The organism is Micromonospora sp. NBC_01655, assembly GCF_026339755.1.
Taxonomy (GTDB): Bacteria; Actinomycetota; Actinomycetes; order Mycobacteriales; family Micromonosporaceae; genus Micromonospora.
Map to the genome: position 1 here is coordinate 3,495,883 of NZ_JAPEQF010000001.1, position 25,113 is coordinate 3,520,995.

The window sequence follows — 25,113 nt, forward strand, 5'->3', positions numbered from 1 at the left end:
GCCAGCGGCGAAGGGTCCCGGAGTTCACTTCCGGGGCCCTTCGCCGTAACGGCGTCCAGCAGCGACGCCGACGCCGACCCCGGGGAGGAGGCCCGACCGTGGCGACACCCAGCCGGGCCGGGCAGGCGCGGGTCGGCCGAGACCCGGAGCTTCCCGCGGCGGGGACGCCCGGCGTGACCCAGGAGGAGACCCGCCGGCGGAACCTCGGCGCCGTCCTGCGCCACGTCCACGTGCACGGCCCGACCTCCCGGGCGGAGCTGACCGGCCGGCTCGGCCTCAACCGCAGCACCATCGGGGCGCTCGCGGCCGACCTCGCCGCCGCCGGGCTGGTCACCGAGGAGGCGCCGACCGCCGCCCACCGCGCCGGCCGACCGTCGCTGGTGGTGCACCCCCGCTCGACGCAGGTGTACGTGTTCGCGTTGAGCGTCGAGGCGGACCGGCTGCGCGCCGCCCGCGTCGGCCTCGGCGGTCGCATCCTCGACCTGCGCGAGGCCGAAAGGCCCGGCGGGATGCCGGCCTTCGACGCGGTCGGCCCGCTGGCCGGCCTCGTCCGCGACATGGGGCGCGCGGTCACCGGGGACGCGCTGCTGGTGGGCGGCGCGGTCGCGGTGACCGACACGACCCGCGACCCCGACGGGAGGATCCGGATCGGCGGCCCCGACGAGGCGCTGCGCGCCGCGTTCGAGGCCGAACTCGCCGCGGGACCGGGCCTCGTCGCCGGGGACCTGGCCGACATCGCCGCCGTGGCCGAACACGTCCGGGGCGTGGCGGTGGGCGTCAACGATCTCGTCTACCTGCACGGTGACCTCGGGGTCAGCGCCGGCATCATCGTCGGCGGCCGGCTGGTGGTCGGCCACCGGGGGCACGGCGGCAAGGTCGGCCACATGGTGGTCAACCCGTACGGCCTGCCCTGCGGCTGCGGCTCACGCGGCTGCTGGGAGACCGAGGTCGGTGGGGCGGCGCTGCTGCGGCACGCCGGCCGGGAGCCGGGCGGGCTCCCGGCGGTCGTCGAGGCCCTGCGCGCGGCGGCCGGCGGCGACCGCGCCGCCCAGGTGGCGGTGCGGCAGGTCGCCGACTGGCTCGGCTTCGGCGTGGCCAACCTCGTGAACGTGGCCAATCCGGACATGGTGGTGTTCGGCGGCTCACTGCGCGACCTCTACGCCGCCGGGGCGGACACCGTCCGCCGCCGCCTGGACACCATGGCGCTGCCCGCCTTCCGTGAGCACGTGCGGCTGCGGGTGGCGGCGCTCGGCCGCGACGCCGCCCTGATCGGCGCCGCCGAGCTGGCCTTCGCCAGGCTGCTGGCGGACCCGCTGAACGTCGGGGCCACGGGCCGGTCGGGGACGGGCCCCGCCCCGGCCTGACCGTCGCCCGCCCGCCCGCACCGACGGGGCGGCCGTCAGCCGGGGCCGGTTGCCGGGCCTGCGGTGTCCGGCGCGGGTGCCGCCGCGGCGAGCGCGGTCCGGATCGTGTCGAGCAGCGGACCGTCCGGGTGCTCGATCCACTGCTGGACGGCGACGCGCAGGGTGGCCAGGCAGGTCGCCGCCAGGACCCGGGCCCGCAGCGCCGCGTCCGGTCCGGTCAGCCGGCGCGTCAGCTCCGCGGCCAGCTCCCGCTCGACCGTCGTGTACGCCGCCACCTGGTGGGCGAGCAGGCCCGGGTGCCCACGCACCCGCCGGCGTTGGGCCAGCCAGCCCGGCGCCGGGTCGCCGTACACCTCGATGGTGAGGCGCTCCGCCGCGCGGCTGAGCACCGTCCACGGCCGCTCGTCGGTCGGCTGGTCCCGGATCAGCTCCAGCATCCGGCGCAGCCGCGCGGTGTCGCCGTGGAAGATCGCCTCCTCCTTGCTGGAGAAGTAGTTGGAGAACGTGCGCCGGGAGACGTTGGCGGCGTCGGCGATCGCCTCGACGGTCACCCGGTCGATGCCCTCCTCGGCGGCCAGGCGCAGGGCCGCCTGGTGCAGGGCGAGGCGGGTGGCGGCCTTCTTGCGTTCCCGGAGCCCGGCGGCCTCGTCCATGGTGGTCAGGCTACGCCGTGGTGACTTACTTCTCAATGCGCAATCTTGCGCTGTGCGCAAGATTGGCGGATAGTTGCGTGCGGCAACCATCGACGTCGGGAGGGCAGGCGTGGAAACCACCGCCCGTGAACTCGGGATGCGGATGTACGACCTGCTCAAGAGCATCCGGATGATCAAGCAACGGCGTGCCGACGACCGGCCGGCCGTGCCGCTCGGCCTGGTCGGCATGCTCGTCCAGCTCGACCAGCACCCCACCGGCTGCCACGCCCGGGAACTGGCCGTCCGCACCGGGCTCGACCCGTCGACCGTCAGCCGCGCCGTCGCCTCGCTCGTCTCGCACGCCCTGGTCGAGCGGCGTGCCGACCCGGCCGACCGGCGGGCCACCTGGCTGGCCGTCACCTCGGCGGGCAAGGCCGCCCTCGCCGACGCCCACGGCTGGTACGGCGAGCTGCTCGAGCGGGCGCTCGCCGACTGGACCCCCGGCGAGGTGGCGGCGCTGTGCGCCGCGCTCGGCCGGTTCACCCGTGACCTCGAGGTCGCCCTCGCAACCAACGACAACCTGGAGGACGCGCGATGAGCGCACCCACCACGACGGCGGCAGACGCGCCGATGACCCACCGGCAGACGCTGGAGGCACTCAGCGGCCTGCTGCTGGTGCTCTTCGTCGCCATGCTGAGCGGCACCGTCGTCTCGACGGCGCTGCCGAAGATCATCGGGGCGCTGAACGGCACCCAGACCCAGTACACCTGGGTGGTCACCGCCACCCTGCTCACCGCGACGGCCACCACCCCGATCTGGGGCAAGCTGGCCGACCTGTTCAACAAGAAGACCCTGGTGCAGGTCGCCATCGTCGTCTTCCTGGTCGGCTCGGTGGTCGCCGGCTTCGCGCAGAGCGCCGGCCAGCTCATCGCCGCCCGCGCGTTCCAGGGCATCGGCGTCGGCGGCCTGCAGGCGCTCGTCCAGGTCGCCATCGCGGCGATGATCCCGCCGCGCGAGCGCGGCCGGTACAACGGCTACCTCGGTGGCGTGATGGCCGTCGCGACGGTCGGCGGGCCCCTGCTCGGCGGTCTCATCGTCGACACGTCCTGGCTCGGCTGGCGCTGGTGCTTCTTCGTCGGCGTGCCCGTCGCCGTGATCGCGCTGCTCCTGCTCCAGATCACCCTGCGCCTGCCCACCGTCCGGCGCGAGAACGTCAAGATCGACTATCTGGGCGCGAGCCTGATCGCCGCCGGCGTCAGTGTGCTGCTGATCTGGATCTCGTTCGTCGACAGCTCGTTCGCCTGGCTCTCCTGGCAGAGCGCCGCGATGGTCGGCGGCGCGGTGCTCCTGCTCGCCCTGGCGACCTGGGTCGAGTCGCGGGCGGCCGAGCCGGTCGTCCCGCTCAGCATCGTCCGGGAACGCACCACCGCCCTCGCGATCCTCGGCAGCCTCGCGGTCGGCATGGCCATGTTCGGTGGCGCGGTCTTCCTCGGCCAGTACTTCCAGATCGGGCGCGGCTACAGCCCCACCGAGGCGGGCCTGCTCACCATTCCGATGATGGCCGGCGTCCTCGGCTCGTCCATCGTCGCCGGTCGCATGATCACCAAGAGCGGGAAGATCAAGCCGTACATCGTGTTCGGAGCGGTCGTCCTCGTCATCGGGTTCGCCATGCTCGGCACCATCGACCACGAGACGTCGCTGGTCCTGGTCGGCGCGGCCATGTTCATCGTCGGCACCGGCGTCGGCATGACCATGCAGAACCTCGTCCTCGCCGTGCAGAACACCGTGGCGCTCAGGGACATCGGCGCGGCCAGCTCCACCGTCGCGTTCTTCCGGTCCCTCGGCGGCACCATCGGCGTCTCCGTGCTCGGCGCCATCCTCGCCCGCCGGGTCAGCGACCAGATCACCCACGACCTCACCGCCGCGGGGATCCCCGCCTCCGGCAGCGCGGGCGGAGGAAGCCTCAACCTCGACGTCCTGCCCGCGCCCGTGGAGAACATCGTCCGCGCGGCGTACGGCGACGCCACCGGGCACATCTTCCTCATCTCCGCCGCCATCGCCGTGGTCGGCATCATCGCGGCGCTCCTGCTCAAGCCGGTCGCCCTGCGCACGAGCCTCGACCTGCCCGACCCGGCGAGGTCGGCGGCCGTCGCCGCCGACGCCGTCGACGGTGCGCCCGCCTTCGACCAGGTGAGCGTCGACGCCGCGGGGACGAGGCGCCCGCCCGCCGGCGCCTGACGCACTCCACCGGGGCCGCCGCCGTCCGACGACGGGGGCGGCCCCGGCCTGTGCGGGGCGCCGGGCGGGCATCCGGGGCTGATCCGTCCAGCGAGGGCCGTCCCACCACGGCCGTGACCGAGTCGAGGGACCTGTGGAGACTGCCGAGGCCGTACCGGCCCCGCGCGCGGCACCCGTCCGGCGGGGCGGCCCGCTGCGCCGGGCGACGCGCGAGCTGACGCTCGTGGCCGTGCTGTTCGTGGCGTACAAGGTGGGTCGCCCGCCGGTTCTCCGCCACGTCCCGGGGCGCCCCCACCGGTCCGGTCCGGGCCCGGTGTCGGGGGGCGTCCCGCCGCGTCGCGCGGCAGCGGGCGCGGCTGCGGTGACGGCGTGCGCTGCGGCATTCGGCCCAGTAACTTTCGTCACAGCCCGCAACCCGCCCGCCGAGGGCCCCCGGCGAACGCTCCCACGGGACGGATTCCCTTTACCAGCGGGCATCGCCGGGTCTGCGTCGCCCCTGCGGTGGCACCCGGGTCGGACACGGAACGGCTCGTCGTCTCCGCACAGAGTGACGGATTGCGGTCCGGCCGGGTCGGCGGTGGCCCGCCGCGGTCACCGGCAGGTCCCCTGGTTTTGCTCCGCTCACTACCCTGTTCATGTTCTTGTGCCTGGGCACCCATCGACAGCGATAAGGGCTACAGATGACCCACAGTCACCCTCCATACGGAGGGCAGCCGGACCCGAACGTCACTCCGTGGAGCGGGCCGCCGGCCCCGCCGGCTCAGCCGGGCGGATACCCCGGCTACGGCCAGCCGCAGCCGCCGCAGTTCGCCGCCCCCGTGCCGCCGCCGCAGAAGTCGAACCGGGGTCTGATCGTCGGACTGTCCGTGGGCGCCGCCGTGGTCGTGCTGCTCGCGCTGTGCGGCACCGGCATCGGGTTCCTCCTCGTCGGCGGGGACGACGAGGACCCCAAGCCGATCGCGTCCGGGCCCGTGACCCCCACCGGCGACCCGCAGCCGAGCGGCACGGACACCTCGCCGACGCCGCAGCAGTCCGAGTCGCAGGAGCAGCCGAACAACAACAACAACGCGGTGACCGCCCGCTACTCCAGCGAGCTGTCCTCGGTCTGCGACGGTAGCCCGATCCTGAACGCGGCGCCGTACAACGGCCCGTCCGGCGCCAAGGCCTACGCCTTCTCGAACTCCCCCGACCGGCCGTCGTCCTGGTCGTCGAAGTCGGTGAGCTCGAACAAGCCGTACTACGCCAAGTCGGCCGACTACGAGACGGTGTCGGTGGTCGGCTGCCTGAAGGTCGTCGACGGCAGCGAGGGCGCGCCCAAGATGTGCGACTACAAGGACAGCGCGGGCAAGACCGTGACCATCTCCTACATCTCCTCGCGCTACACGCTGACGTTCTACGCGGCGAAGACCGCCGAGAAGATCGGCGACGGCGGCACCGTGAGCGCGCCGGCGACCCGTTGCCCGAGCTTCATCTCCTACAACAAGACCACCATGAAGTCGTACGCCGCGCCGGACAGCGGCACCATCGAGGCGGCCCTGGACAAGTTCCTGTCCTGAGTCGGCCCGCCGGACACCGGGGAGGGGCGGGACACCGACCCCTCCCCGGTTCGGGCGACAGCACGACGCCCGGCCCCGCAGCGGGTCCGCTACCCGTCGACGCGCGCCTGGTAGACCCGGTTCCCCGCGCCCCGGACGAAGAGGCGCAGTTCGCCGCCGTAGCCGGTGGCGGCGGGTGCGGAGGCCGCGCCGGCCGGGCCGGGTGCCGCCGTCCAGCCGGACCAGGTCCCCGCCTTCAGCCGGTTGGCACGCAGCGTGCCGTTGGCGGCGCGGACGAAGAGGCGCAGTTCGCCGCCGTAGCCGGTGGCGGCGGGTGCGGAGCCCGCGCCGGCCTGGCCGGGCACGGCCGTCCAGCCGGTCCAGGTTCCTGCCGACAGCGAGAGCCGGTTGGTTTTGATCTTGCCGTTGGTGGTGCGGACGAACAGGTGCAGTTCGCCGCCGTAGACGGTGGCGGCGGGGGCGCTGGCGGCGTTGGTGGTGCCGGGCAGGGCGGTCCAGCCGGTCCAGGTTCCCGCCGACAGCGAGAGCCGGTTGACCCGTACCGTGCCGTTGGTGGTGCGGACGAACAGGTGCAGTTCGCCGCCGTAGACGGTGGCGGCGGGGGCGCTGGCGGCGTTGGTGGTGCCGGGCACGGTGGTCCAGCCGGTCCAGGTTCCCGCCGACAGCGAGAGCCGGTTGACCCGTACCGTGCCGTTGGTGGTGCGGACGAACAGGTGCAGTTCGCCGCCGTAGACGGTGGCGGCGGGGGCGCTGGCGGCGTTGGTCGTGCCGGGCACGGCGGTCCAGCCGGTCCAGGTTCCCGCCGACAGCGAGAGCCGGTTGGTTTTGATCTTGCCGTTGGTGGTGCGGACGAACAGGTGCAGCTCGCCGCCGTACACCACCGCCGCCGGGCCGGACCGCGCCCCCGCCGCACCCGGCACGGCGGTCCAGTCGGTCGCCGGGGCGGCCTGCAGCCGGACGCCGGCCTGCGCGGGCGCCGCCGTGCCGGCCGGCGCCGCCAGCACGGACGCGGCGAGGACGAGCACGAGCAGGCGGTTCAGCCACCTCGTCGGATGAGTCAGATGCATGGGCGAGCTCCCTAGTGGATCGCCGGCGCGGTCGGCCGGCTCACGGAATCATGCCCCCGCCCGGAAACCGCCGCACCACCGACCGTCCACAGTGCACCATCGTCCGGCGGGGCCGGCGTCCCGGCCGGCCGCTGCGCCGGTGCCGGCGCGGGACGGGTCAGGCGGCGCCCGGCGGCAGGATCCGCAGCCGCTCCCGCACCGCGTCCAGCGCCGACAGGCACTCCTGGCGGTCGTCGGCCACGGCCGTGGCGTAGCCGACCCGGCCCACCATCGTGCCCCGCGGCGGCGGCGACAGCGTGGCACCCGGCTCGGCCAGCACGACGAACCGGTCGACCCCGGGCGGCAGGCCACCGTCGACGCGCACCGACCCGACGACCGTGTCGTCGCGCTCCGGGTAGAAGAACTGGACCGCCGCGACCCGGGCTGCCGACGACACCAGGCGCGGCTGTCGGCCGCAGGCGATCGCCGCCGCCGCCAGCCCCGGGTCGGTCCCGCCGACGAGCAGCCCGAGGTACGGGATCAGGTCGCCGCCGATGCGCGCGTTGACTTCGATCACCCGCGGGCCGGCGGCGGTCAGCCGCAGCTCGGTGTGCGTCATACCGTCGGTGAAACCGAGTGCGGCGTGGGTGTCCCGCAGCACGGCGAGCAGCTCCGGATCGGTCAGCAACGGGTCGGCGCCGTCGACGAGGTGGCCGACCTCCTCGCAGAACGGCGCGAAGCCGAGCTGCTTGTGGCCCACGCAGATCGGCCGCACCTCGCCCCGGAACACCGCCGCGTCGACGCTGATCTCCGGCCCGTCGGCGTACTCCTCCCACAGGATCCCCCAGTCGTCGGCGGGGACCTCGGGCAGCGCGGCGTGGCCGGTGTCGGCGATCGCGAACCCGGCGGCCACCTCCGCCGGCGAGCGCACCACCGTCACCCCGATGCTGCCGCCCAGCGCGCGGGGCTTCAACACGGCCGGGTAGCCGGTCGACCGGCCGGCGGCCAGCGCCGCGTCGACGTCGGCGACCGGCAGCGAGCGTGGCTGCGGCACGTTGCGGGCGGCCAGCGCCAGCCGGGTACGGTGCTTGTCCCGGCAGCGGCCCACCACCTCGGGGTCGCCGCCCGGCAGCCCGAGCGCCTCGGCCACCCGCGCGGCGCCCAGGACCCGGGTCTCGTCCCAGCAGAGCACCCCGTCGACGCGGTCCCCGGCCGACACGGCGCGGGCGGCGGCGGTCATGGCGTCCGCGTCGAGGGTGTCCAGCACCGTCCAGCCGTGCAGGTACGCCCGATCCCAGGCCGGTTCCCGGTCGCAGAACAGGTGCACCCGGTACTCCTGAGCGATGCTGCTCAGCAGGTACTCCCGGAACCACTGTCCGCCGGGGGTCACCAGCAGAAGCTGGGGTTTCATGTCGGGCCTCCTTCGTCGTGGCGGGGCAGCGGGGTATCCGGCGCGGCCAGGTCCAGCATGGACAGGTAGCCCCGGGGCGGACTGCCGACGAACGCCGTCCCGAGCGCCTCGCTCTGCACCGCCAACGGCACCGACTGCCGGGCCAGAACCTGCCAGGCCGCCCGCGCCGTCCACCCGACCAGCGCGTCGAACGACTCCGCGCCCCGGACCGGCACGACGAGCCAGGGCGCGTGGGCGAACCCCCCGACCACCTCGTCGAAGCGCGGCTCGGGGCGGTTGGCCACCGGCACGGTCAGCGGCACGCTCGACGCCCCGGTCAGCCGGTGCAGCACACGATCGAGGCTCGGGCGCCGTAGATCACCCGCGCGTAGCCGTCCCGGCCCTGCACCTCGTGGCCGAACCAGGCGTGCGAGGAGGGCTTGCCCTGGCTGCGCGACAGCACGCCGTTGACCGGGTCGCCGGAGGTGAACCCGGCCATCAGCACGAACCCGACGAAAGGACTGCCGGCATTCTGGTCACTCATCGCGGATCCTCGGGGCCAGGGCGGCACCGGGCGGGCCGCCAGCAGGTTCGTCAGGGAACTGGGAAGCACCACACCACCGGGACACCGTCCACGGTAGCGGCTCCGGGCGGGCCGCGCTGTCCGCTGTTCCGCAGGCCCGCCCGTCCCGACGCGATCGCCGCCTCCGGTGAGTGGCCGTCCCACCGGGCTGCCGGGCCGCCCGGGACCGCAGCGTGTCCGGCGGCCCGTCCACCGTGGCGGGCGGACCCCGTCGGCGGGGCGCCGGGCGGCGGTGGCCGACCATTCCTCGGCGGGCCCCGGCGGTCGGGACGGCGCCGGCCCCGATTGGCTACCCTGACCCCAGCTCATCGAAGCTCGTCGGTGCGTCGGGGAGGTGGGGCGTGGGGGAGCCCGGTCGGGAGGCGCTCGTGGAGTTCGTCGACGAGCTCAGGCGGCTTCGGACGCTCGCCGGGGGACCGTCGTTGAACACACTGGTCGCGGTCGCCGCCGGGCTGGGGCGACCGCTCGCCCGGTCCACCCTCAGCGACAAGCTCAACGCCAAGTCCCTGCCCGAGTGGGACTTCGTCGTGGCGTACGTCGGCGCCTGCCGCGCCCACGCCGAGCAGATCGGCGCCCGGCTGCCGGCGGAGCTGACGGAGCTCGCCCGGTGGGAGGACGCGCACTGGCGCCTGTTGCGGGCGGCGGACGCCGCTCGGGCCGGCGCCCGGCTCGGCGGCGCGGCCCGGGCCGAACTCGGCCGCCGGACCCGGGCCGCGCGGGCCGAGCAGCCGGCCGAGGCGGTCGGCCGGGACCGGCGGACGCCCGGACAGTGGGTGGTGCCCCGGCAACTGCCCGCGGCGGCGCGGCACTTCGTGGGGCGCACCCCCCAGCTCGCCGCGCTGACCGCGCTGCTGGCCGACCCGGCCGACGCGTCGGGCCCGGTACTGATCTCCGCGATCGGCGGGACGGCGGGGGTCGGCAAGACCGCCCTCGCCGTGCACTGGGCACACCAGGTGGCCGGCCGGTTCCCGGACGGGCAGCTCTACGTCAACCTGCGCGGGTTCGACCCGGACGGGACGACGACGAACCCGGCGGAGGCGCTGGGCGGCTTCCTGGAGGCGCTCGCGGTGCCGCCGGAGCGGATCCCGACCGGACTCGCCGCCCAGGCCGGGCTCTTCCGCAGCCTGCTGGCCGGCCGGCGGATGCTGGTGCTGCTGGACAACGCGCGCGACACCGACCAGGTGAGACCGCTGTTGCCCGGGTCGCCGGGCTGCCTGGTGGTGGTGACCAGCCGGCACCGGCTGCCGGGCCTCGTCGCGGCCCAGGGTGCCCACCCGATTGCCCTGGACCTGCTGTCCGCCGCCGAGGCCCGGCAACTGCTGTCCCGACGCCTCGGCGCGGCCCGGGTGGCCGCCGAGCCGGACGCGGTGGACCGGATCGTCGCGGCGTCGGCGGGACTGCCGCTGGCCCTGGCCGTCGTCGCCGCGCGGGCCGCCACCCACCCGGAGTTCCGGCTCGCCCGGCTCGCCGACGAGCTGGACGACACGCGGGGCAGCCTCGACGGGTTCGCCGGCGGGGAGGCCGCCGTCGACGTCCGGTCGGTGCTGTCCTGGTCGTACCAGGGCCTGGAGCCGGCGGCGGCGGCGCTGTTCCGGCTGCTCGGGCTGCACCCGGGCCCGGATCTCTCCGTCGCGGCCGCCGCCAGCCTGGCGGCCACGTCCGTCGCGCGGGTGCGGGGGCGGCTGGCGACCCTGACCCGGGCGAACCTGCTGGCCGAGCCCACCCCCGGCCGGTACGCCCTGCACGACCTCCTCGCCGCCTACGCCGCCGAGCTGGCCCGGACCACCGACCCCGAACCCGGGCGGCGGGCCGCGCTGCGCCGGCTGCTCGACCACTACCTGCACACCGCCCACGCCGCGGACCTGCTGCTGTACCGGCACCGCGACCACATCGACCTGCCGGCGGCGGAACCCGGCGCGGCGCTGCCGGGCCTGCGTGACCGCGACGAGGCGTGGGCCTGGCTCACCGCCGAGCACCGGGTGCTGCTCGCCGCCGTCGCCCTCGCCGCCGGCAACGGCTTCGGGACCCACGCCTGGCAACTCGCCTGGAGCGTCAACACCTACCTCGACCGGGTGGGGGCCTGGCAGGACCAGTCCACCGCGCAGCAGTTGGCGCTGCGCGCCGCCGCGCAGGCGGGCGACCGCACCGGCCAGGCCCGGGCGCACCGCAACCGCGCCGTGGCGTGCCTGCGGCTGGGCGCCCACGACGAGGCCCGTACGCATCTGGAGCAGGCCCTCGACCTGCACGGTGCGCTCGGCGACCACGTCGGCAGCGCCCGGACCCAGCTCAATCTCGGCATCCTGGCCGAACGGCAGGGCCGGCCCCGGCAGGCCCTCGAACACGCGCAGCGCGCCTTCGACCTGTTCGAGGCCGCGGGCCACGCCTCCGGTCAGGGCAACGCGCTCAACAACATCGGCTGGTACCACATCCAGCTCGGGGACCACCGGCGGGCGCTCGACTACTGCCGGCGGGCCCTCGCCCAGCAGCAGCGCACCGGCAACCGGTACTGGGAGGCCCACGCCTGGGACAGCCTCGGCTACGCGCACCACCACCTCGGTGAGGCCCCCGAGGCCGTCGACTGCTACGAGCGCGCGCTCGCGCTCTGGCGGGAGGCCGGCGAGCGCTACTTCGAGGCCACCACGCTGACGCACCTGGGCGACACCCGCCACGCCGCCGGGGATCCCGGGGCCGCCGGCACCGCCTGGTGCCGGGCGGCCGACATCCTCGACCGGCTCGGTCACCCGGACGCCGAACAGGTCCGGGCCAGGCTCGGCCCCGGGGCCCGGGGAACCCCCTGAGCCCGCCCGCACACCGGTCGCCGCGCCCGGTGGGACCCGGCACAGCGACCGGTGCCCCAGCCTGAACGATGACGCAAGCGCGGCCCGTCCGGCGGATTCCCGGACGCCGGACGCCGAGCGGGCCGGTGCCGGCACAGGGTTTCCCCTGCTCCGCAGCCCGGGAACGGGCGGCGGGTCGCCGGGGGAGGCGCACCGCGGGACGCCGGACGGCGGGCGGCGGCGCCGCGCCGGATTGGGTGTTCGCACAGATGGCTCCCCAGTTGAATCGAATTCTGGCGATGACGTCGTCCGGGCCGAGAACCTGTCCTCCCGGTTCCCGGCGAACGGAGAGGACATCGTGATATCCACCCGCTTCCGGCGTCCCCGCGTCGTGGTGGCGGTCGCAGCCGCACTGGCTCTGGCCGTCACCCCGACCGGGGCGCCACCCGCGCGGGCCGCGCAGGCCGCGGCGTCGCAGGTCGTGAGCTTCACCGTCGGCCAGGACGGGCGCCTCTACCTGGCGTCGTCGGCCGGCATCAGTCCGTTCGGCAGCACGCCGGTCGCCCCGCCGGGGGCGGGCGTCGCCGCCGCCCGGCAGCCGGACGGCAACGTCGCCGCGTTCGTCATCGGCACCCAGGGCGGGCTCGTCGCCGCCGTCACCAGCTCGGCCACCTCCAACATCAGCGTGTACCGGGACGGGGCGGCCGGCCTCGCCCCGCCCGGCGCACAGGTGAGCGCGGTGACCGACTCGGCCGGTTACGTGCACGTCTTCTTCGCCGGCACCGACGGGGCGATCTACAGCACCTCCTACAACCGGCAGGTGCGGCCCGGCCTCGGTCCCCAGCGGGTGTCCGCGGCCGGCCTCGTGCCGCCCGGGGCGGTCGTCGCCGCGACCCGGCAGTCCGGCACGCCGGGCGTACTGTTCGTCGGCGCCGACGGCGCGCTGACCTCGGTCTGGCGTACCTCCACCGGCACCTGGGCGACGGTCCCGGCCAGCCCGGCCGGCCTGGCGCCGCCCGGCGGCGGGGTCGCCGTGGCCGCCACCTCCGGGGTGCAGGCGTACGTCGTCGGGCTGGACGGCCGGATCTGGCAGGTGGGCTTCACCCTCACCCCGCTCCCCGACCCCTGGCAGCCGGTGGCGATCACGGCTGCCGGCGCGGCCCCGGCCGGCGCCCGCCTCGCGGCGGCGCAGTTCACCGCCGGCCCGTCGAACGTGTTCTTCGCCGGGGCCGACGGCGCGGTCCGGGTGGTGACGAACATGGCCGGCGGGTGGCAGCAGTCGGTGACGACGGCGGCCGGGGCCGCCAAGCCGGGCGGACCGCTGGCGCTCGTGGCCGTCGACGACTACCTGTACTCGGCCTGGTGCGGCAACGACCTCTGGTGGTGGCTGTACTGGTGGTGGCGCCGGCCGCCGCCCCCGCCGCCGTGGTGGGGTGAGCCCTTCACGTTGCCGCTCACCCAGCCGATCGAGTACGGCGCCGAGGTCGCGATCACCGTCTACCGGTAGGCCGGCGGATCCCGCTACCCGGTCGCGGAGAGTCCTTCGTCGGACGCCCGCCCGGGCCCGTCCACCGCCACCGCGCGGCCGGGCCCGGGCGGCGTTTCGCGCCGTGTCCGGGCGGTCACCCGGCGAACATGAGCACCCCTACTCATCCGCCCGCCGGCCGCGTTGGGCAAGCTCAACGCATGATCGCCCCCACGTCAGCGCCGCCTTCCGCCCGGGAACGAGTGGGAATCACCGCCGTCGGCACCAGCCTGCCGGGGCAGGTCGTGCCGACCGCCGAGTTGCACCGTCGCATCGCCGAGGCCAGCGGCCTGGACCTGCCGGCCGGGCTGCTGTCGCGGATGACCGGCATCGAGTCCCGCCGGATGGCCGGCGACGGGGAGTACGCCTCGACCCTGGCGGTCCGCGCCGCCCGGCAGGCGCTCGCCGCCGCCGGCCGCGAACCGGCGGAGGTGGACCTGCTGCTGTTCGCCTCCGCCACCCGGGACGTCGTCGAGCCGGCCACCGCCCACATCGTGCAGGCGGAGTTGGGCGGCCGGGCGCACGCCCTCGACGTCACCAACGCCTGCAACAGCTTCCTCAACGGCATCGACCTGGCCCGGTCGGCCATCCTCGCCGGCCGGGCCCGGCGCGCCCTGGTGGTGACCGGCGAGACACCGACCCGCGCGATGCGCTGGCAGCTCACCGACCTCGACCAGGCCCGCAGCGCCTTCGCCGGCTACACGTTCGGCGACGCCGGGGCCGCCGTGCTGGTGGAGCCGGTCGCCCGGGGCGGGATCGTCGACGTCGACACCGAGACCTGGTCCGAGCACTGGACGGTGGGCGGCATCCCCGGCGGCGGCTCCCGGCACCCCCGGGGCGACGAGCACACCTACTTCACCGGCGACGGGCGGGCGCTGCGCGACGTGTTCGAGAAGATCGGCACGGACATCCTGTACCGGGTCCGGCACCGCACCGGGCTGGACTGGGCCGACTACGCCCGGGTGCTGGTCCACCAGGTCACCCTGCCCTACCTGGACCGGTTCGTCGAGGTGACCGGCGTACCCCGGGACAAGCTGGAGATCACCGTGGCCGAGCTGGGCAATCTGGCCAGCGCCACGCTCGGCGTGCAACTCGCCCGCGTCGACGCCGGGCTGCGCCCCGGCGACCGGGTGCTGTTCATCGGCCTCGGCGGCGGCGTCAGCCTGATGACCATGGTCTGGGAGAAGTCGTGACCGCGCTGTGGGTGGTGGTGCCCGCCTACAACGAGGTGGCCCGGATCGGGGCCACCCTGGACGCGCTGTCCCGGCAGACCGACCTCGACTTCACCCTGCTGGTGGTGGACAACGCCTCCACCGACGGCACCGCCGAGGTGGTCCGCCGGTTCGCCGCCCGGTCACCCGTGCCGACCCGGCTGGTCGAGGAGCGGCAGCGGGGCGTCGGCGCCGCCGTGGACACCGGCTTCCGGCACGCCATCGCGCACGGGGCGACGCTGTTGGCCCGTACCGACGCCGACTGCCTGCCCCGCCCCGGCTGGGTGGCCGCGGCCCGCCGCACGCTCACCGGCGGCGCGGCGATGGCCTGCGGCCGGATCGAGGCCCGCCGGGACGAGCACGGACCGCTCGGCCGCGCCGTGTTCCGCGGCCTGGTCGCCGCCGCCACCACCTTCGGCCGGCTCCGGCCCGCCCACCGGGGCCCCGGCTACCGGGCCCCGTACCGGATGCACGCCGGCAACAACATGGCGATCACCCCGGCCGCCTACCTCGCCGCCGGCGGCATGCCGCGCCGCCCGTCACCGACCGACCGGGAGTTCCTCAACCGGGTACGCCGCCACACCAGCGCCATCGTCCACGACCGGACCATGGTGGTGGAGAACTCGACCCGCCGGCTGCGGGCGTACGGGTTGCGCCGCACCGCCGCCTGGTACCTGGACCGGGGCAGCGGCCGGCTGTCCCCGGACCCCCGCTGACCGTCACCCCTGCCACCAGGAGAGCGATTCCCCGATGCTCGACGAACTGGCCACCGCGCTGCGCCGCCACCCGGACCGACCGGCGGTGCTCACCGCGGCCCGGTCCGGCCGGCCCCGCGTCCGCGCCACCCGCGGCGAGCTGGCCGACCTGGCCGACGGGTACGCCGCCGCCCTGCACCACCACGGGCTGACCGCCGGGGACACCCTCGGGGTGGCGGTCCGTCCCGGCCCCCGGGCGCTGTCGGTCCTGCTCGCCGCGCACCGGCTCGGGCTGCGGGTGGCGGTGCTCGACCCCAGCGCCGGCCCGGAGGTGCTCACCGCGCGGCTGGCCCTGGCCCGGCCCGCCCTCGTCGTCGCCGACGCGGCGGCGCAGGCGGTCGCCGGGTGGGCGCGTCCGCTGGCCGGCCGGGCCCGGCTGGCCCTGCCCCGGCTGGCCGAGCTGGGCCCGGTGCGTACCGTGGGCGGTCGGCTGCCCGGCTGCGCCCCGGCGCTGCGCCCCCGGTCGGGGCCGGTGCCGGACCACACCGGGCAGGACGGCGACGCCGTCGTCATCTTCACCTCGGGCACGACCAGCAGCCCCCGGGCGGTGGTCCACCGGCGGGCCGGGCTGGACGCCGGGATGCGCGCCGTCGCCGGCCTGGTCCGGCCGCGACCCGACGAGCCGGTGCTCGGCGGCATGTTCTTCGTCCTGGTGCCCGCCCTGGCCAGCGGCGCCCCCGTCGCCCTGCCGGCCCGGTCACCCCGGCTGCTCGCCCGGCAGGTGGCCCGGCTGCGTCCGCAGGCCAGCTACCTCACCCCGCCCCAGCTCCGGGCGCTGCTGGCCCGGCGGCCCCGGCTGTCCGGCCGGTTCTACAGCGGCTCGGCGCCGGTGAGCGCCGCCCTGCTCGACCGGGTCCGGCGGGCCGGCGCCGAGCAGGCGTGGGGGGTGTACGCGCTGACCGAACTCTTCCCGGCCGCCGCCGTCGAGGCGGGCGAGAAGGCCGCCTTCACCGGCGAGGGGGACCTGGTCGGGGCGCCGCTGCCGGGAGTGCGGACCCGGGTCGAGCCGGACGGGCGGCTGCTGCTCGCCGGCCCCGGCCAGGCGCACCGCTACCTGGGTGAGGCCCCGCACGACTGGGTGGACACCGGCGACATCGCCCGGGTCGACGGCGGCCGGGTCGTCCTCGGCGGGCGGAGCAAGGACATGATCCTGCGCGGCGCGGAGAACATCTACCCCGGCCTGTACGAGCCCGCCCTGCACGTCCCCGGGGTCAACCTGGCGGTGCTGGTCGGGGTGCCGGCCGAGGACGGCGACGAACGGCTCGTCGCCGTCGTCGAGCCCGAGCCGGGCGCCGACCCGCGGCGGCTGCGCCGGGCCCTCGACCCGGTCGTGGCGGGAATGGGTGCCGCCCGGCCCGACTCGCTGGTCTTCGCCCCGGTGCCCACCACCGGCCGCTCCCGCAAGCCGGACCGGGCCGCCGCAGCCACCCTCGCCGCCGCCGCGACCGGCCGGCGCGCCCCGGCGGGCGGTGGCCCCCGTGGCTGACCAGCCGACCGCAGGCCGCACCGGGGGCGGCGACGCGGGCCGGCGGAGCCCGGCGCCGAGCCGGGGACGACGCCGGGACCGTCGGGTCTACCTGCGGCGGTACCCGGTGCTGTTCACCCTGCTCGCCGCCACCCGACGCTGGCCGGCGGTGCGGCTGGGGCGGACGCTGGTGGTGCACGACCCGGACGGCTATCTCGACGCGCTCACCCGGGCCCCCCTGGACCGGGCCGCCGCCGGCACCGTCGGCGGCACCGCCCACCGGCTCGGCACCGACGGGCTCCTGTTCGACCAGCAGGGCCCCGAGCACCGGCAGGCCCGCCGCGCCCTCACCGACGGCCTCGGCCCCGCCGGGGTGGCCCGGTTGCGTCCGGTCTGGACGGCGGTGCTGCGGCGGCGGCTGGCCCCGCTGGGCGCCGGCGAACCGGTGGACCTGGTGCCGGTGGTCGCCGAACTGGCCGGCGCCACCACGGCGGCGCTGCTCGGGGTGGCCGCCGACCCGGTCGCGCTGGCCGCGGCGGCCCGCCACGCCGCCGCCACGACCGCCGCCGAGCAGCTCCCCGGCCTGCGCCCACCCGGCCGGGCCCGCGTCGCCCGCCGGGCCGTCGCCGACCTGGCCGAGCTGCTCGACCTGCCGCCGGAGCGTGCCGGCCTGGCCGGCATGCTGGCGCTCGCCGCGGTCAACACCACCGTGTCCGGCATCCCGCGGGCGGTCGCCTGGTGCGCCGACGACCGGCTGTGGGACCGGGCCGACGCGGCCGGTACCCGGGACGTCCTGGTCGACGAGCTGCTGCGGGTCACCGCGCCGAGCCCGGTGCTGCCCCGGGTCGCCGCCGGGACCGCCACGGTGGCCGGCTGCCCGGTCCGGGCCGGGGACCGGCTGCTGCTGGTCGCCCGGCACGCCGCCGGGGCGCACCGGGGCGGGCCGGACTGCGCCGCGCCGGCGCCGGCCCGGACCGCCCGGCTGGTCTTCGGCGCGGGCCCGCACTCCTGCCCGGGCGCCCGGCTGGCCCGCGCGCAACTCGCCGACACCCTCGCCGCCCTGGCGCCGCACCGGCCGGTCGTGGTGCGGGCCCGCGCCGACGGGCAGGCGGCGCTGCCCGGCTGGGCGCACCTGGTGGTCAGGGCCGGCCGGTGAACCTCACCGGCGCCGAGGTGGTGGTCACCGGCGCGAGCGGCTTCTGCGGCGCCGCCGTGGCCCGGGCCGCCGCAGCCGCCGGGGCCCGGGTGCGCTGCCTCGGCCGGCGACCCGGGCCGGTCGGCCGGCACGTGCCGTGGGACGCCACCCGGGACCTACCCGACCTCGCCGGCGCCGACCTGGTCGTCCACCTCGCCGCGGCGGTCGGCGACCCGGTTCCCGGCCGGGCGGCCGAGCGCGCCTACCGGGCGGTCAACATCGACGGCACCGCCCGGCTGCTCGACGCCGCCGGCAGCCGGCCGCTGGTCTGGGTGAGCAGCGCCAGCGTCTACCGGCCCGGGGGAGCGGCCCTGGTCACCGAGGACCACCCGGTCGACGGGCAGCTCTCCGCATACGGGCGCACCAAGGCCGCCGGGGAGCGGCTCGCGTTGGCGGCCGGGGCCGTCGTGCTGCGCCCCCGCGCCGTGTACGGGCCCGGCGACCCGCACCTGCTGCCCCGGCTGCTGCGGGCGCGCCGGGCTGGGTGGCTGCCGGTGCCCGGCCCGGACGTCCGGCTCAGCCTCACCGCGGTGGAGAACCTGGTGGACGCCGTCCTGGCGGCGCCCGGGTGGCCGGCCGGCCCGTACAACGTCGCCGACGCCCGGCCGTACTCGCGCGACGCCGTGCTGCGCGGGGTGCTCGCCGCGACGGGCGCCCCGGCGCGGCTCGCGCACCTGCCGGTGGGGCTGGCCGGCGCCGCCGCCACGGCCGCGACCACGTGGTCGCGGCTGACCCGCCGCGCGCCGGTGCTGACCGGGTACGCCGTCGACCAGCTCGCCCGGGACATGGTGCTCGACATCAGCCGGGCCCGCGCACGCGGCTACCGGCCGCGCCGGACCCTCGCCGACCACCTGGCCAGGCTGGGCGGGGAGCAGCCGGGCCAGGCCGGGTGATCCGCCGCACCGGCCGGCCCGGGACCGCCGGGTGGCCGGCCGGGTCAGGTGTTGACCGGGCGGCGGGCGACCAGGAGGACGTGGGTGACCGGCCAGTCCAGCGGCTGGCCGTCCGGGGTGGACAGGGCGGCGGCCGGGTCGAGGCGGTTGGTGGCGATCCAGTCGTTGCGGTACGGCCCGCTGGCGGGGTCGACCTCGAAGCCGACGTCGGCCAGCAGCGCCTTCCAGTCGGCGTACTCCAGGCCGCAGAACTGCTCCTGGGTCTCCGACAGCCAGTTGTCGGTGTAGTCCTTGCGGGTCAGGAAGTCCATCGCCGCGCCCAGCGTCAGTTCCACCACCGCCCCGGCCGGCTCCGCCACCGGCCGGTACGCGAACGGGAACCGCCAGTCGACCGCGAACTGGTCCAGCCGGGCCCGCGTCGACAGCCCGGCGACGTGGGCCGCCGCCTCCGCCGGCGGCAGGGACGCCAGGTCGGTGCGCGGCCGGGCCGGGTTCGTGCCGTCCGCCGTCGCCAGGCGCAGTCGCACCGTCCGGTCCTGGCCGTCCGGCCCGCACACGTCGCTGTTGATCCACACCCCGCCGGGCACGGTGTGGTCGTAGATGGCCTGCACGAACCGGCGCAGCGAGGCCATCCTGTCGCCGTACGACCAGATCTCGTGGGTCAGCGCGAAGGTCATCGTGGTGTCCACCGAGCGTGGCGCGAACACCGCCCCGCCGAGCACGTTGCGGCGGTAGAAGAAGACGTTGGGGTTGGTGAAGAAGCCCTGTGCCTTCTTGTGCACGCACTCCTCGAACAGGTGCCGGGCCACCTCGACGCCGATCAGGTCGCTCTCCCGCAGGGCCGGCTCCCGGTCGGCCAGCTCCAGCACGGCGCCGGCGCCGCAGCCGATGTCGACGATCCGCCCCGGCCGGACGCGCTCGCGCACCGCCGCCCACTTGCGCTGCGCGGCGTCGGCGAACGCCTCGGCGTACGTCCGGTAGTCGCGGGTGGGGGTCAGGCCGCCCTCGTCGCCGACGACGGGGTCGTTGACCACCGCCCGCACCAGGTCGTCGAGGCGGTAGCGGGCGTACACGTCGATCGTCGCGGGGTGGGCGAGGTCCCGCCACGACGGGTCGCCGTCGGCCAGCCGCAGGAGCACGTCCCACGGCCGGGCGGGTGCCGGCGCGACGTCGGCCTCCACCCCGGCGATGGGGAAGCCGAGCCGTTCGTACATCGCGGCCACCTCCGGGGTGGAGCAGGCGACCATCGTGTCCGCCGGGGTCAGCTCCAGGCCGGTGGCCGCCGCCACGTTCTTCAGGGTCACCTCGGCGAACCGGTCCGTCACGGCGGTGTCGAAGACCGGGACGACCACCGAGCGGAGCCCGGCGAGGACGCTGAACCGCTCGATCGCCGCCTCCCGGCGGTGGTAGGGGACCGGGTTGCGCCGGGTGTTCTCGTGGTTGGCCGAGGTGACCGCCCAGACCACGGTGGCCCCGTCGCCGTCGCCGTCGCCGTCGCCGTCGCCGTCGCCGTCGCCGTCGCCGTCGCCGGCGAGCTGGCGCAGGTACTCCGCCTGGAAGCGGGTCAACAGATGGTGGCGGCCGGGAAAGAGCAGGTAGCGCGGCATGTGATGTTCCTAGCCGATGCCGGTCGGGCACCTTCGCGCAGGGGGTTCCCTGCCTGACCAGTCAGTCGGCGCGGGATGCCCCGGCCCGCCGGGTCGCCGGGCGGGACGCGAGCCGCCGGCCCGTCGCGTGGGGCGGGCCGGGGCTGCGGGGGTGGCGCGAGGCGGGCGGCGGGAACCGGCGGCGCGGGCGGGCGAGCCGGCCGGCGAGCCGGCCGGAGGACGGCCAGCGCCCACTGACGTGTCCCACCCGCCGGCCCCGCCCGCCGGCGCCCGGTCTCCCCGCGCACGACCGACCGCCCGGCTTCCCCGAGCACGACCGAACCGCGACAGAGCAGACGGACTATCGAGAGACAAGAGGCTGACCGAACTCCCGATCGACTGACCACCGGGCCCGTCCGACCTGGCGGTGCCGGTGCCGCGCGCCGCACTCCGCGTGACGCGGCGCGTACGCACCGGTCGGGCGCGAGCGCGGCGAGCACCGCGGTCGCGCCCCTGGGTAGACTCCGCGTCGCGGCCGGATCACCGTGTGCCGGTGCCGTCCGGATGCCGTGACGCGTCAAGGGGATGGGGTGGCCACCAGGTGAGGACTCTGCCCGCCGCCGCCGCCGACGCCGCCTCGACCGCCCTGATGGTCCTCGGCCCCGACGGCCGGTGCCTGTGGTCGAACGAGGCCGCGCGGCGGTTGGGGGTCCGGCCGGAGGACCTGCCGGTGACCAAGGTGGAGCCGGGCGGCCCGGCCGTAGAGTCCCCCTGGCCCGATGCGGCCGGCCCCGCCCGCTGGCTCCAGGTGCGCTGCCACGGCATGGACCACGACGGGCAGTGCCTGCGCCTGTACGAGGTGCGCGACGTCACCGTCGAGCGCCAGGAGCGCGAACAGGGGCGCAACCACCGCTGGCGCCTGGCCCACATCGAGCAGCTCGCCAAGGTGGGCACCTGGGAGTGGGACGTGGCGACCGGCGCGGTCGTCTGGTCCGACGTGCTGCTGCAGATGTTCGGCTTCCCGCCGGGCACCGCCCTGGACTACCCGTCGTACCGCGAGCTGCTGCATCCCGACGACGTCGCCCTGATCGAGCGGACCCTGGAGACGGCGCTGCGTACCGGGGGGCCGTTCTCGTACACCCACCGCATGTACCTCGCGGACCGCGATACGCTGCGCGTCTTCGAGTGCTACGGCGAGGTCTTCACCGACGGCGCCGGCGCGCCGGCGCGGGTCCTGGGCACCGCCCACGACATCACCGAGATGCGCCGGGCCCAGGAGGAGCTGACCCGGCTGGCCGAGCGCGACCCGCTGACCGACCTGCCGAACCGGCGCGCCCTGCTCGCCCGCCTCGACGACCTGCTGGTGGCGGGCGGTGAGCCGTCCGGCGCGTTGCTGCTGATCGACATCGACAACTTCAAGGACATCAACGACGTGCACGGGCACGGCGTGGGCGACGACGTGCTGCGGGTGCTGGCTCGCCTGCTCGCCCGCCACCTGCCGCCCGGCACGGTGCTCGGCAGGTTGGGCGGCGACGAGTTCGCGGTCGTGCTGCCCGACGCCTCGGCCGGTGACGCCCTCGCCGTCGCCGAGGGGCTGTGCAACGCCGCCGTGGGTACCCCGGTGCCGCTGACCGACGCCGGGCTGCGGGTCACCCTGAGCATCGGGGCCGCCTCGCTGCAGCCCGGCGACACCCGGGACGTGGTGCTCGCCCATGCCGACCTCGCGCTGTACGAGGCGAAGAACGCCGGCCGCAACCGGGCCCGGCTGTACCTCCCGGAGCAGTACCGGCACGCGGTGCAGCGGGTCAACGTGGTGACCCGGGTCCGCACCGCCCTCGACGAGCACCGGATGCAACTCGACGCCCAGCCGATCGTCGACCTGCTGACCGGCGAGGTGGTCAGCCACGAGCTGCTCATCCGGCTGCGCGACGGCCGGCAGCCGCCGTTGCCCCCGGCCGGCTTCCTGCCCACGGTGGAGCGCGACGACCTGATCGGCGAGCTCGACCGGTGGGTGGTGGGCACCGCCACGTCGGCGCTGGCCGAACCGTCGGCCGCGGCGGCCGGAATGTGCTTCGACGTCAACATCTCCGCCCGCTCGATGGAGTTGCCGGGCTTCGGCGACTGGGTGGTGGGGCGGCTGCGCGCGGCCGGCGTCGATGCCCGCCGGCTGGGCCTGGAGGTCACCGAGACGGCCGCGATCACCAACGTGGCGGCGGTCCGCAACCTGGCCCGTACGCTGCGCGACGCCGGCTGCCGGTTGAGCCTGGACGACTTCGGCGCCGGATTCGGCTCGTTCGCCTACCTCAAGCACCTGCCGTTCAGCACCGTCAAGATCGCTGGTGACTTCGTCCGCCAGGCCGACCAGGGCGGGGCCGACCCGGTCCTCATCGACGCCGTCGTCCGCGCCGCGCACGGGCTGGGCATGCACACCGTCGCCGAGTCGGTCGACCGGGATCCGCTGGTGCCCGCGCTGCGCCGGTTGGGCGTCGACGCCGGCCAGGGCTTCCACCTGGGACGCCCGGTCCCGTTGGACATCCTGCTCGGCTCGGTCCGCGACGACGGGCAGGTCTGCGCACCCGGTCGACGCCGTGGTACATCCTCCTGACACCGACCCGCCGTCCCCTCTGGAGATTCAGGTGCACACAACCCCCACCCCGGCGGTACCCGGGGGTGTCGAGCTCGTCAGCGCCGACCTCGACGCCTCCCGCGCCTTCTACGCCGACCTGCTCGGCTGGACGTACGCCGGCAGCACCGCGTTCGCGGACGGGGTGCCCGCCGCCGAGCTGCGTTCCGGCGGCGCGCCGGCGCGCTGGTGGACCGTCTTCGCCGTGGACGACTCCGGGGCCGTGAGCGCCGCGGCGGCGCGGGCCGGCGCGCGTCTCGACGGCGACGACGTGCACGACCCGCTCGGCGGGTCCTTCCGCGTCCGGGCCGGCGCGCACGTCGTCGCCCCCGGTCCCGGGCGGCCCTGCTGGTACGAGTACATGACGACCGCCCCCGACGCCGCCGACCGGTTCCACGCCGACGCGCTGGGGCTGCGCGCCAGCGCGCCGCCCGGCGCCCCCGACGACTCCTACGTCCTGCTGTCCGCCGCGGGCCGGCCGGTTGCCGGCCGGCTGCTGCTGCCCCTGCCGCTGGACACCCTGCTGCCCACCGGCTGGATGGTGTACCTCGCCGTGGCCGACCCCGACGGCGTGGCCGCGCAGGCCGGTCGGCTCGGCGGCCGGCTGCTGGTGCCGCCGCGCGACGTCCCGACCGGCCGGGTCGCCGCGCTCGCCGACCCGGCGGGCGCGGTGTTCACCGTCATCCGGCCGGTCCCGGCGTAGGCGGCCCGCCGGACCGGGTGGCTCAGCGTTTGACGGGGCCGCCGAGGACGTCGGCGACCGCGACCCGGACGGGCCGGTGGTCGGCGTCGGCGCCCCGGTGGCCGCCCGCCCCGCCCCGGGGCGCCCCGGTGCTCGGCCCGGACGTCGGTTGCCCGGCCTGGCCGACGTCGCGGCAGCCGGCGAGGGCTGCGGTGGCGGCGCCGAGCCCCATCCCCAGCAGGGTGCACTGGCACGGGCGGCATCATGGCAGGTCCGGCCGCAGCGGATCCAGAGCTGTGGCGCGCCACACGAGCGGCCGGTCCACGGCGCGTACCCGCTGGTGGGCCCGGTTCCGGGCGTAGGCTGGCGCACGTGGATCAAGAAGACCGGATCGCCATGTTCCTCGACTACGAGAACCTCGCCCTGGGCGCGCGCGAACACCTCGGCGGCATGGCCTTCGACCTGCGTCCCATCGCCGACGCGCTCGCCGAGCGCGGCCGGGTGGTCGTCCGCCGGGCGTACGCCGACTGGTCGTACTTCGACGAGGACCGCCGGATGCTCACCCGGTCCCACGTCGAGCTGATCGAGATGCCCCAGCGGATGGGGGCCTCCCGCAAGAACGCCGCCGACATCAAGATGGCCGTCGACGCCGTGGAGCTGGCCTTCGAGCGCGCGTACGTCTCGACGTTCGTGATCTGCACCGGTGACAGCGACTTCACCCCGCTGGTGCACAAGCTGCGCGAGCTGAACAAGCGCGTCATCGGTGTGGGCGTGGAGAAGTCCACCTCGGCGCTGCTGCCGCCCGCGTGCGACGAGTTCCTCTACTACGACCGCCTCGAGGGCGTCGACGTACCGCCGGCCCGCAGCCGGCGCAACCGCCCGGCGCGGCTGCCCAGCCCCGAGCCGCAGCCGGTGGAGCAGGAGCCCGAGCCCCAGCCGACGGTCGAGGAGCCCGCGCGCGACGCCGACACCCTCGCCGTCCTGGTGGCCCAGACGGTGGCCGGCCTTCAGGGCAGCTCCGGCGGCGAGGTGACCGCCTCGACGCTGAAGCGCACCCTGCTGCGCAAGGATCCGACCTTCAGCGAGTCCGACTACGGGTTCCGCACCTTCGGCGAGTTGCTGCGGCACCTCGCCGCGCACACGGTGATCGAGCTGGCGGAGGGCCCGGCCAAGGGCGACCCGGAGGTGTCGCTGCCCGAGCACGGCGACCGGGAGGTGGCGTTCGCGCTGGTGCGCTCCGTGGTGCAGGACCTGGCCGGCGACGACGGCGAGGTGGCCCTGTCCGGGCTGAAGAACCAGCTCCGCCGGGTCCGGCCCGACTTCAGCGAGAAGAAGCTCGGCTACCGAGGCTTCCTCCAGTTCTGCAAGGCGGCGGCCACCAGCGGCGCGGTCCGGCTGGAGTGGAGCGCGGACGCGGACGACTACCTCCTCACCACACCGGCCAGCTGACCGCGCCGCGCGACCGGGCCTGCGCGCGGCGTAGCCGGGTGGGTAGCGTGGGCGGGTGCCGCCGCAGATTCCCCATCCTGACCCCGGTGTCCCGGACGCGAGGGGGCCGCTGAGGTACCTCTGGTGGCTGGTCCGCTGCCAGC

General features: G+C 76.2%; 21 protein-coding genes. 14 read left to right on the plus strand and 7 right to left on the minus strand.

From position 1 onward, the window contains the following. Nucleotides 1-98: 98 nt before the first annotated feature. On the plus strand, nucleotides 99-1,364 hold the full coding sequence (locus OOK41_RS16185) for an ROK family protein (RefSeq protein WP_266265769.1): 1,266 nt from the start codon (nucleotides 99-101) through the stop codon (nucleotides 1,362-1,364). Nucleotides 1,365-1,399: 35 nt separating this feature from the next. On the opposite strand, the gene OOK41_RS16190 is transcribed toward OOK41_RS16185, so the two are convergent. After that, nucleotides 1,400-2,017 carry a TetR/AcrR family transcriptional regulator gene (locus tag OOK41_RS16190; protein ID WP_117669821.1) on the minus strand — a complete coding sequence of 206 codons (618 nt, stop codon included), beginning with the start codon at nucleotides 2,015-2,017 and terminating at the stop codon, nucleotides 1,400-1,402. A gap of 109 nt (nucleotides 2,018-2,126) precedes the next feature. Between OOK41_RS16190 and OOK41_RS16195 the strand changes: the two genes are divergently transcribed. The 3 genes from OOK41_RS16195 (at nucleotide 2,127) to OOK41_RS16205 (ending at nucleotide 5,790) form a co-directional block, all read left to right on the plus strand. Next, nucleotides 2,127-2,594 (plus strand): MarR family winged helix-turn-helix transcriptional regulator, encoded by a 468-nt coding sequence (locus OOK41_RS16195; protein WP_243639865.1) that lies wholly within the window; start codon nucleotides 2,127-2,129, stop codon nucleotides 2,592-2,594. Beyond that, nucleotides 2,591-4,234 carry an MDR family MFS transporter gene (locus OOK41_RS16200; protein WP_117669820.1) on the plus strand — a complete coding sequence of 548 codons (1,644 nt, stop codon included), beginning with the start codon at nucleotides 2,591-2,593 and terminating at the stop codon, nucleotides 4,232-4,234. The genes OOK41_RS16195 and OOK41_RS16200 overlap by 4 nt, the downstream gene beginning before the upstream one ends. Before the next feature lie 866 nt (nucleotides 4,235-5,100). Beyond that, nucleotides 5,101-5,790 (plus strand): hypothetical protein, encoded by a 690-nt coding sequence (locus OOK41_RS16205; protein ID WP_243639864.1) that lies wholly within the window; start codon nucleotides 5,101-5,103, stop codon nucleotides 5,788-5,790. A gap of 89 nt (nucleotides 5,791-5,879) precedes the next feature. On the opposite strand, the gene OOK41_RS16210 is transcribed toward OOK41_RS16205, so the two are convergent. The 4 genes from OOK41_RS16210 to OOK41_RS16225 all read right to left on the minus strand — a co-directional run bounded on the left by OOK41_RS16210 (nucleotide 5,880) and on the right by OOK41_RS16225 (nucleotide 8,770). Further along, a complete protein-coding gene (locus OOK41_RS16210; protein ID WP_266265772.1) occupies nucleotides 5,880-6,857 on the minus strand; it encodes a hypothetical protein in 978 nt (325 codons plus the stop codon). Between the two features lie 157 nt (nucleotides 6,858-7,014). Beyond that, nucleotides 7,015-8,247 (minus strand): ATP-grasp domain-containing protein, encoded by a 1,233-nt coding sequence (locus OOK41_RS16215; RefSeq protein ID WP_266265773.1) that lies wholly within the window; start codon nucleotides 8,245-8,247, stop codon nucleotides 7,015-7,017. Then, on the minus strand, nucleotides 8,244-8,579 hold the full coding sequence (locus OOK41_RS16220) for a hypothetical protein (protein WP_266265774.1): 336 nt from the start codon (nucleotides 8,577-8,579) through the stop codon (nucleotides 8,244-8,246). Before OOK41_RS16220 ends, OOK41_RS16215 begins: the two co-directional genes overlap by 4 nt. Further along, nucleotides 8,564-8,770 (minus strand): hypothetical protein, encoded by a 207-nt coding sequence (locus OOK41_RS16225; RefSeq protein WP_266265775.1) that lies wholly within the window; start codon nucleotides 8,768-8,770, stop codon nucleotides 8,564-8,566. Before OOK41_RS16225 ends, OOK41_RS16220 begins: the two co-directional genes overlap by 16 nt. Before the next feature lie 380 nt (nucleotides 8,771-9,150). Here OOK41_RS16225 and OOK41_RS16230 point away from each other — a divergent pair, with 380 nt between their 5' ends. From OOK41_RS16230 to OOK41_RS16260, 7 genes are all read left to right on the plus strand, one after another. Then, the gene (locus OOK41_RS16230; RefSeq protein ID WP_266265776.1) at nucleotides 9,151-11,607 is read left to right on the plus strand and encodes a tetratricopeptide repeat protein; all 2,457 of its coding nucleotides are present in this window, start codon (nucleotides 9,151-9,153) and stop codon (nucleotides 11,605-11,607) included. Between the two features lie 337 nt (nucleotides 11,608-11,944). Continuing rightward, a complete protein-coding gene (locus OOK41_RS16235) occupies nucleotides 11,945-13,093 on the plus strand; it encodes a hypothetical protein (RefSeq protein ID WP_266265777.1) in 1,149 nt (382 codons plus the stop codon). Nucleotides 13,094-13,272: 179 nt separating this feature from the next. Further along, the gene (locus OOK41_RS16240; RefSeq protein WP_266265779.1) at nucleotides 13,273-14,304 is read left to right on the plus strand and encodes a 3-oxoacyl-ACP synthase III family protein; all 1,032 of its coding nucleotides are present in this window, start codon (nucleotides 13,273-13,275) and stop codon (nucleotides 14,302-14,304) included. After that, on the plus strand, nucleotides 14,301-15,038 hold the full coding sequence (locus OOK41_RS16245) for a glycosyltransferase family A protein (RefSeq protein ID WP_207892806.1): 738 nt from the start codon (nucleotides 14,301-14,303) through the stop codon (nucleotides 15,036-15,038). Before OOK41_RS16240 ends, OOK41_RS16245 begins: the two co-directional genes overlap by 4 nt. A 34-nt stretch (nucleotides 15,039-15,072) precedes the next feature. Further along, the gene (locus tag OOK41_RS16250; RefSeq protein WP_266265780.1) at nucleotides 15,073-16,563 is read left to right on the plus strand and encodes a class I adenylate-forming enzyme family protein; all 1,491 of its coding nucleotides are present in this window, start codon (nucleotides 15,073-15,075) and stop codon (nucleotides 16,561-16,563) included. Beyond that, nucleotides 16,556-17,698, plus strand: coding sequence for a cytochrome P450 (locus OOK41_RS16255; protein WP_266265781.1), 1,143 nt, complete (start codon nucleotides 16,556-16,558; stop codon nucleotides 17,696-17,698). The genes OOK41_RS16250 and OOK41_RS16255 overlap by 8 nt, the downstream gene beginning before the upstream one ends. Continuing rightward, nucleotides 17,695-18,630: an NAD(P)-dependent oxidoreductase gene (locus OOK41_RS16260; RefSeq protein ID WP_243639857.1), complete on the plus strand. Its 936-nt coding sequence runs from the start codon at nucleotides 17,695-17,697 to the stop codon at nucleotides 18,628-18,630. Before OOK41_RS16255 ends, OOK41_RS16260 begins: the two co-directional genes overlap by 4 nt. A gap of 44 nt (nucleotides 18,631-18,674) precedes the next feature. Here the strand turns inward: OOK41_RS16260 and OOK41_RS16265 are convergent, their stop codons facing one another. Then, nucleotides 18,675-20,237 carry a class I SAM-dependent methyltransferase gene (locus tag OOK41_RS16265; RefSeq protein WP_266265782.1) on the minus strand — a complete coding sequence of 521 codons (1,563 nt, stop codon included), beginning with the start codon at nucleotides 20,235-20,237 and terminating at the stop codon, nucleotides 18,675-18,677. A 580-nt stretch (nucleotides 20,238-20,817) separates the two neighbouring features. Here OOK41_RS16265 and OOK41_RS16270 point away from each other — a divergent pair. Both OOK41_RS16270 and OOK41_RS16275 read left to right on the plus strand, forming a co-directional pair. Beyond that, nucleotides 20,818-22,821, plus strand: a complete 2,004-nt coding sequence (locus tag OOK41_RS16270; protein WP_266265784.1) for a bifunctional diguanylate cyclase/phosphodiesterase — start codon at nucleotides 20,818-20,820, stop codon at nucleotides 22,819-22,821. Nucleotides 22,822-22,852: 31 nt separating this feature from the next. After that, nucleotides 22,853-23,542: a VOC family protein gene (locus tag OOK41_RS16275; protein WP_266265785.1), complete on the plus strand. Its 690-nt coding sequence runs from the start codon at nucleotides 22,853-22,855 to the stop codon at nucleotides 23,540-23,542. Between the two features lie 22 nt (nucleotides 23,543-23,564). Here OOK41_RS16275 and OOK41_RS16280 read toward each other — a convergent pair whose 3' ends face one another. Beyond that, the gene (locus OOK41_RS16280) at nucleotides 23,565-23,753 is read right to left on the minus strand and encodes a hypothetical protein (RefSeq protein WP_266265786.1); all 189 of its coding nucleotides are present in this window, start codon (nucleotides 23,751-23,753) and stop codon (nucleotides 23,565-23,567) included. A 140-nt stretch (nucleotides 23,754-23,893) separates the two neighbouring features. Between OOK41_RS16280 and OOK41_RS16285 the strand changes: the two genes are divergently transcribed. Continuing rightward, nucleotides 23,894-24,970 (plus strand): NYN domain-containing protein, encoded by a 1,077-nt coding sequence (locus OOK41_RS16285; RefSeq protein ID WP_117669995.1) that lies wholly within the window; start codon nucleotides 23,894-23,896, stop codon nucleotides 24,968-24,970. Nucleotides 24,971-25,113: the final 143 nt, after the last annotated feature.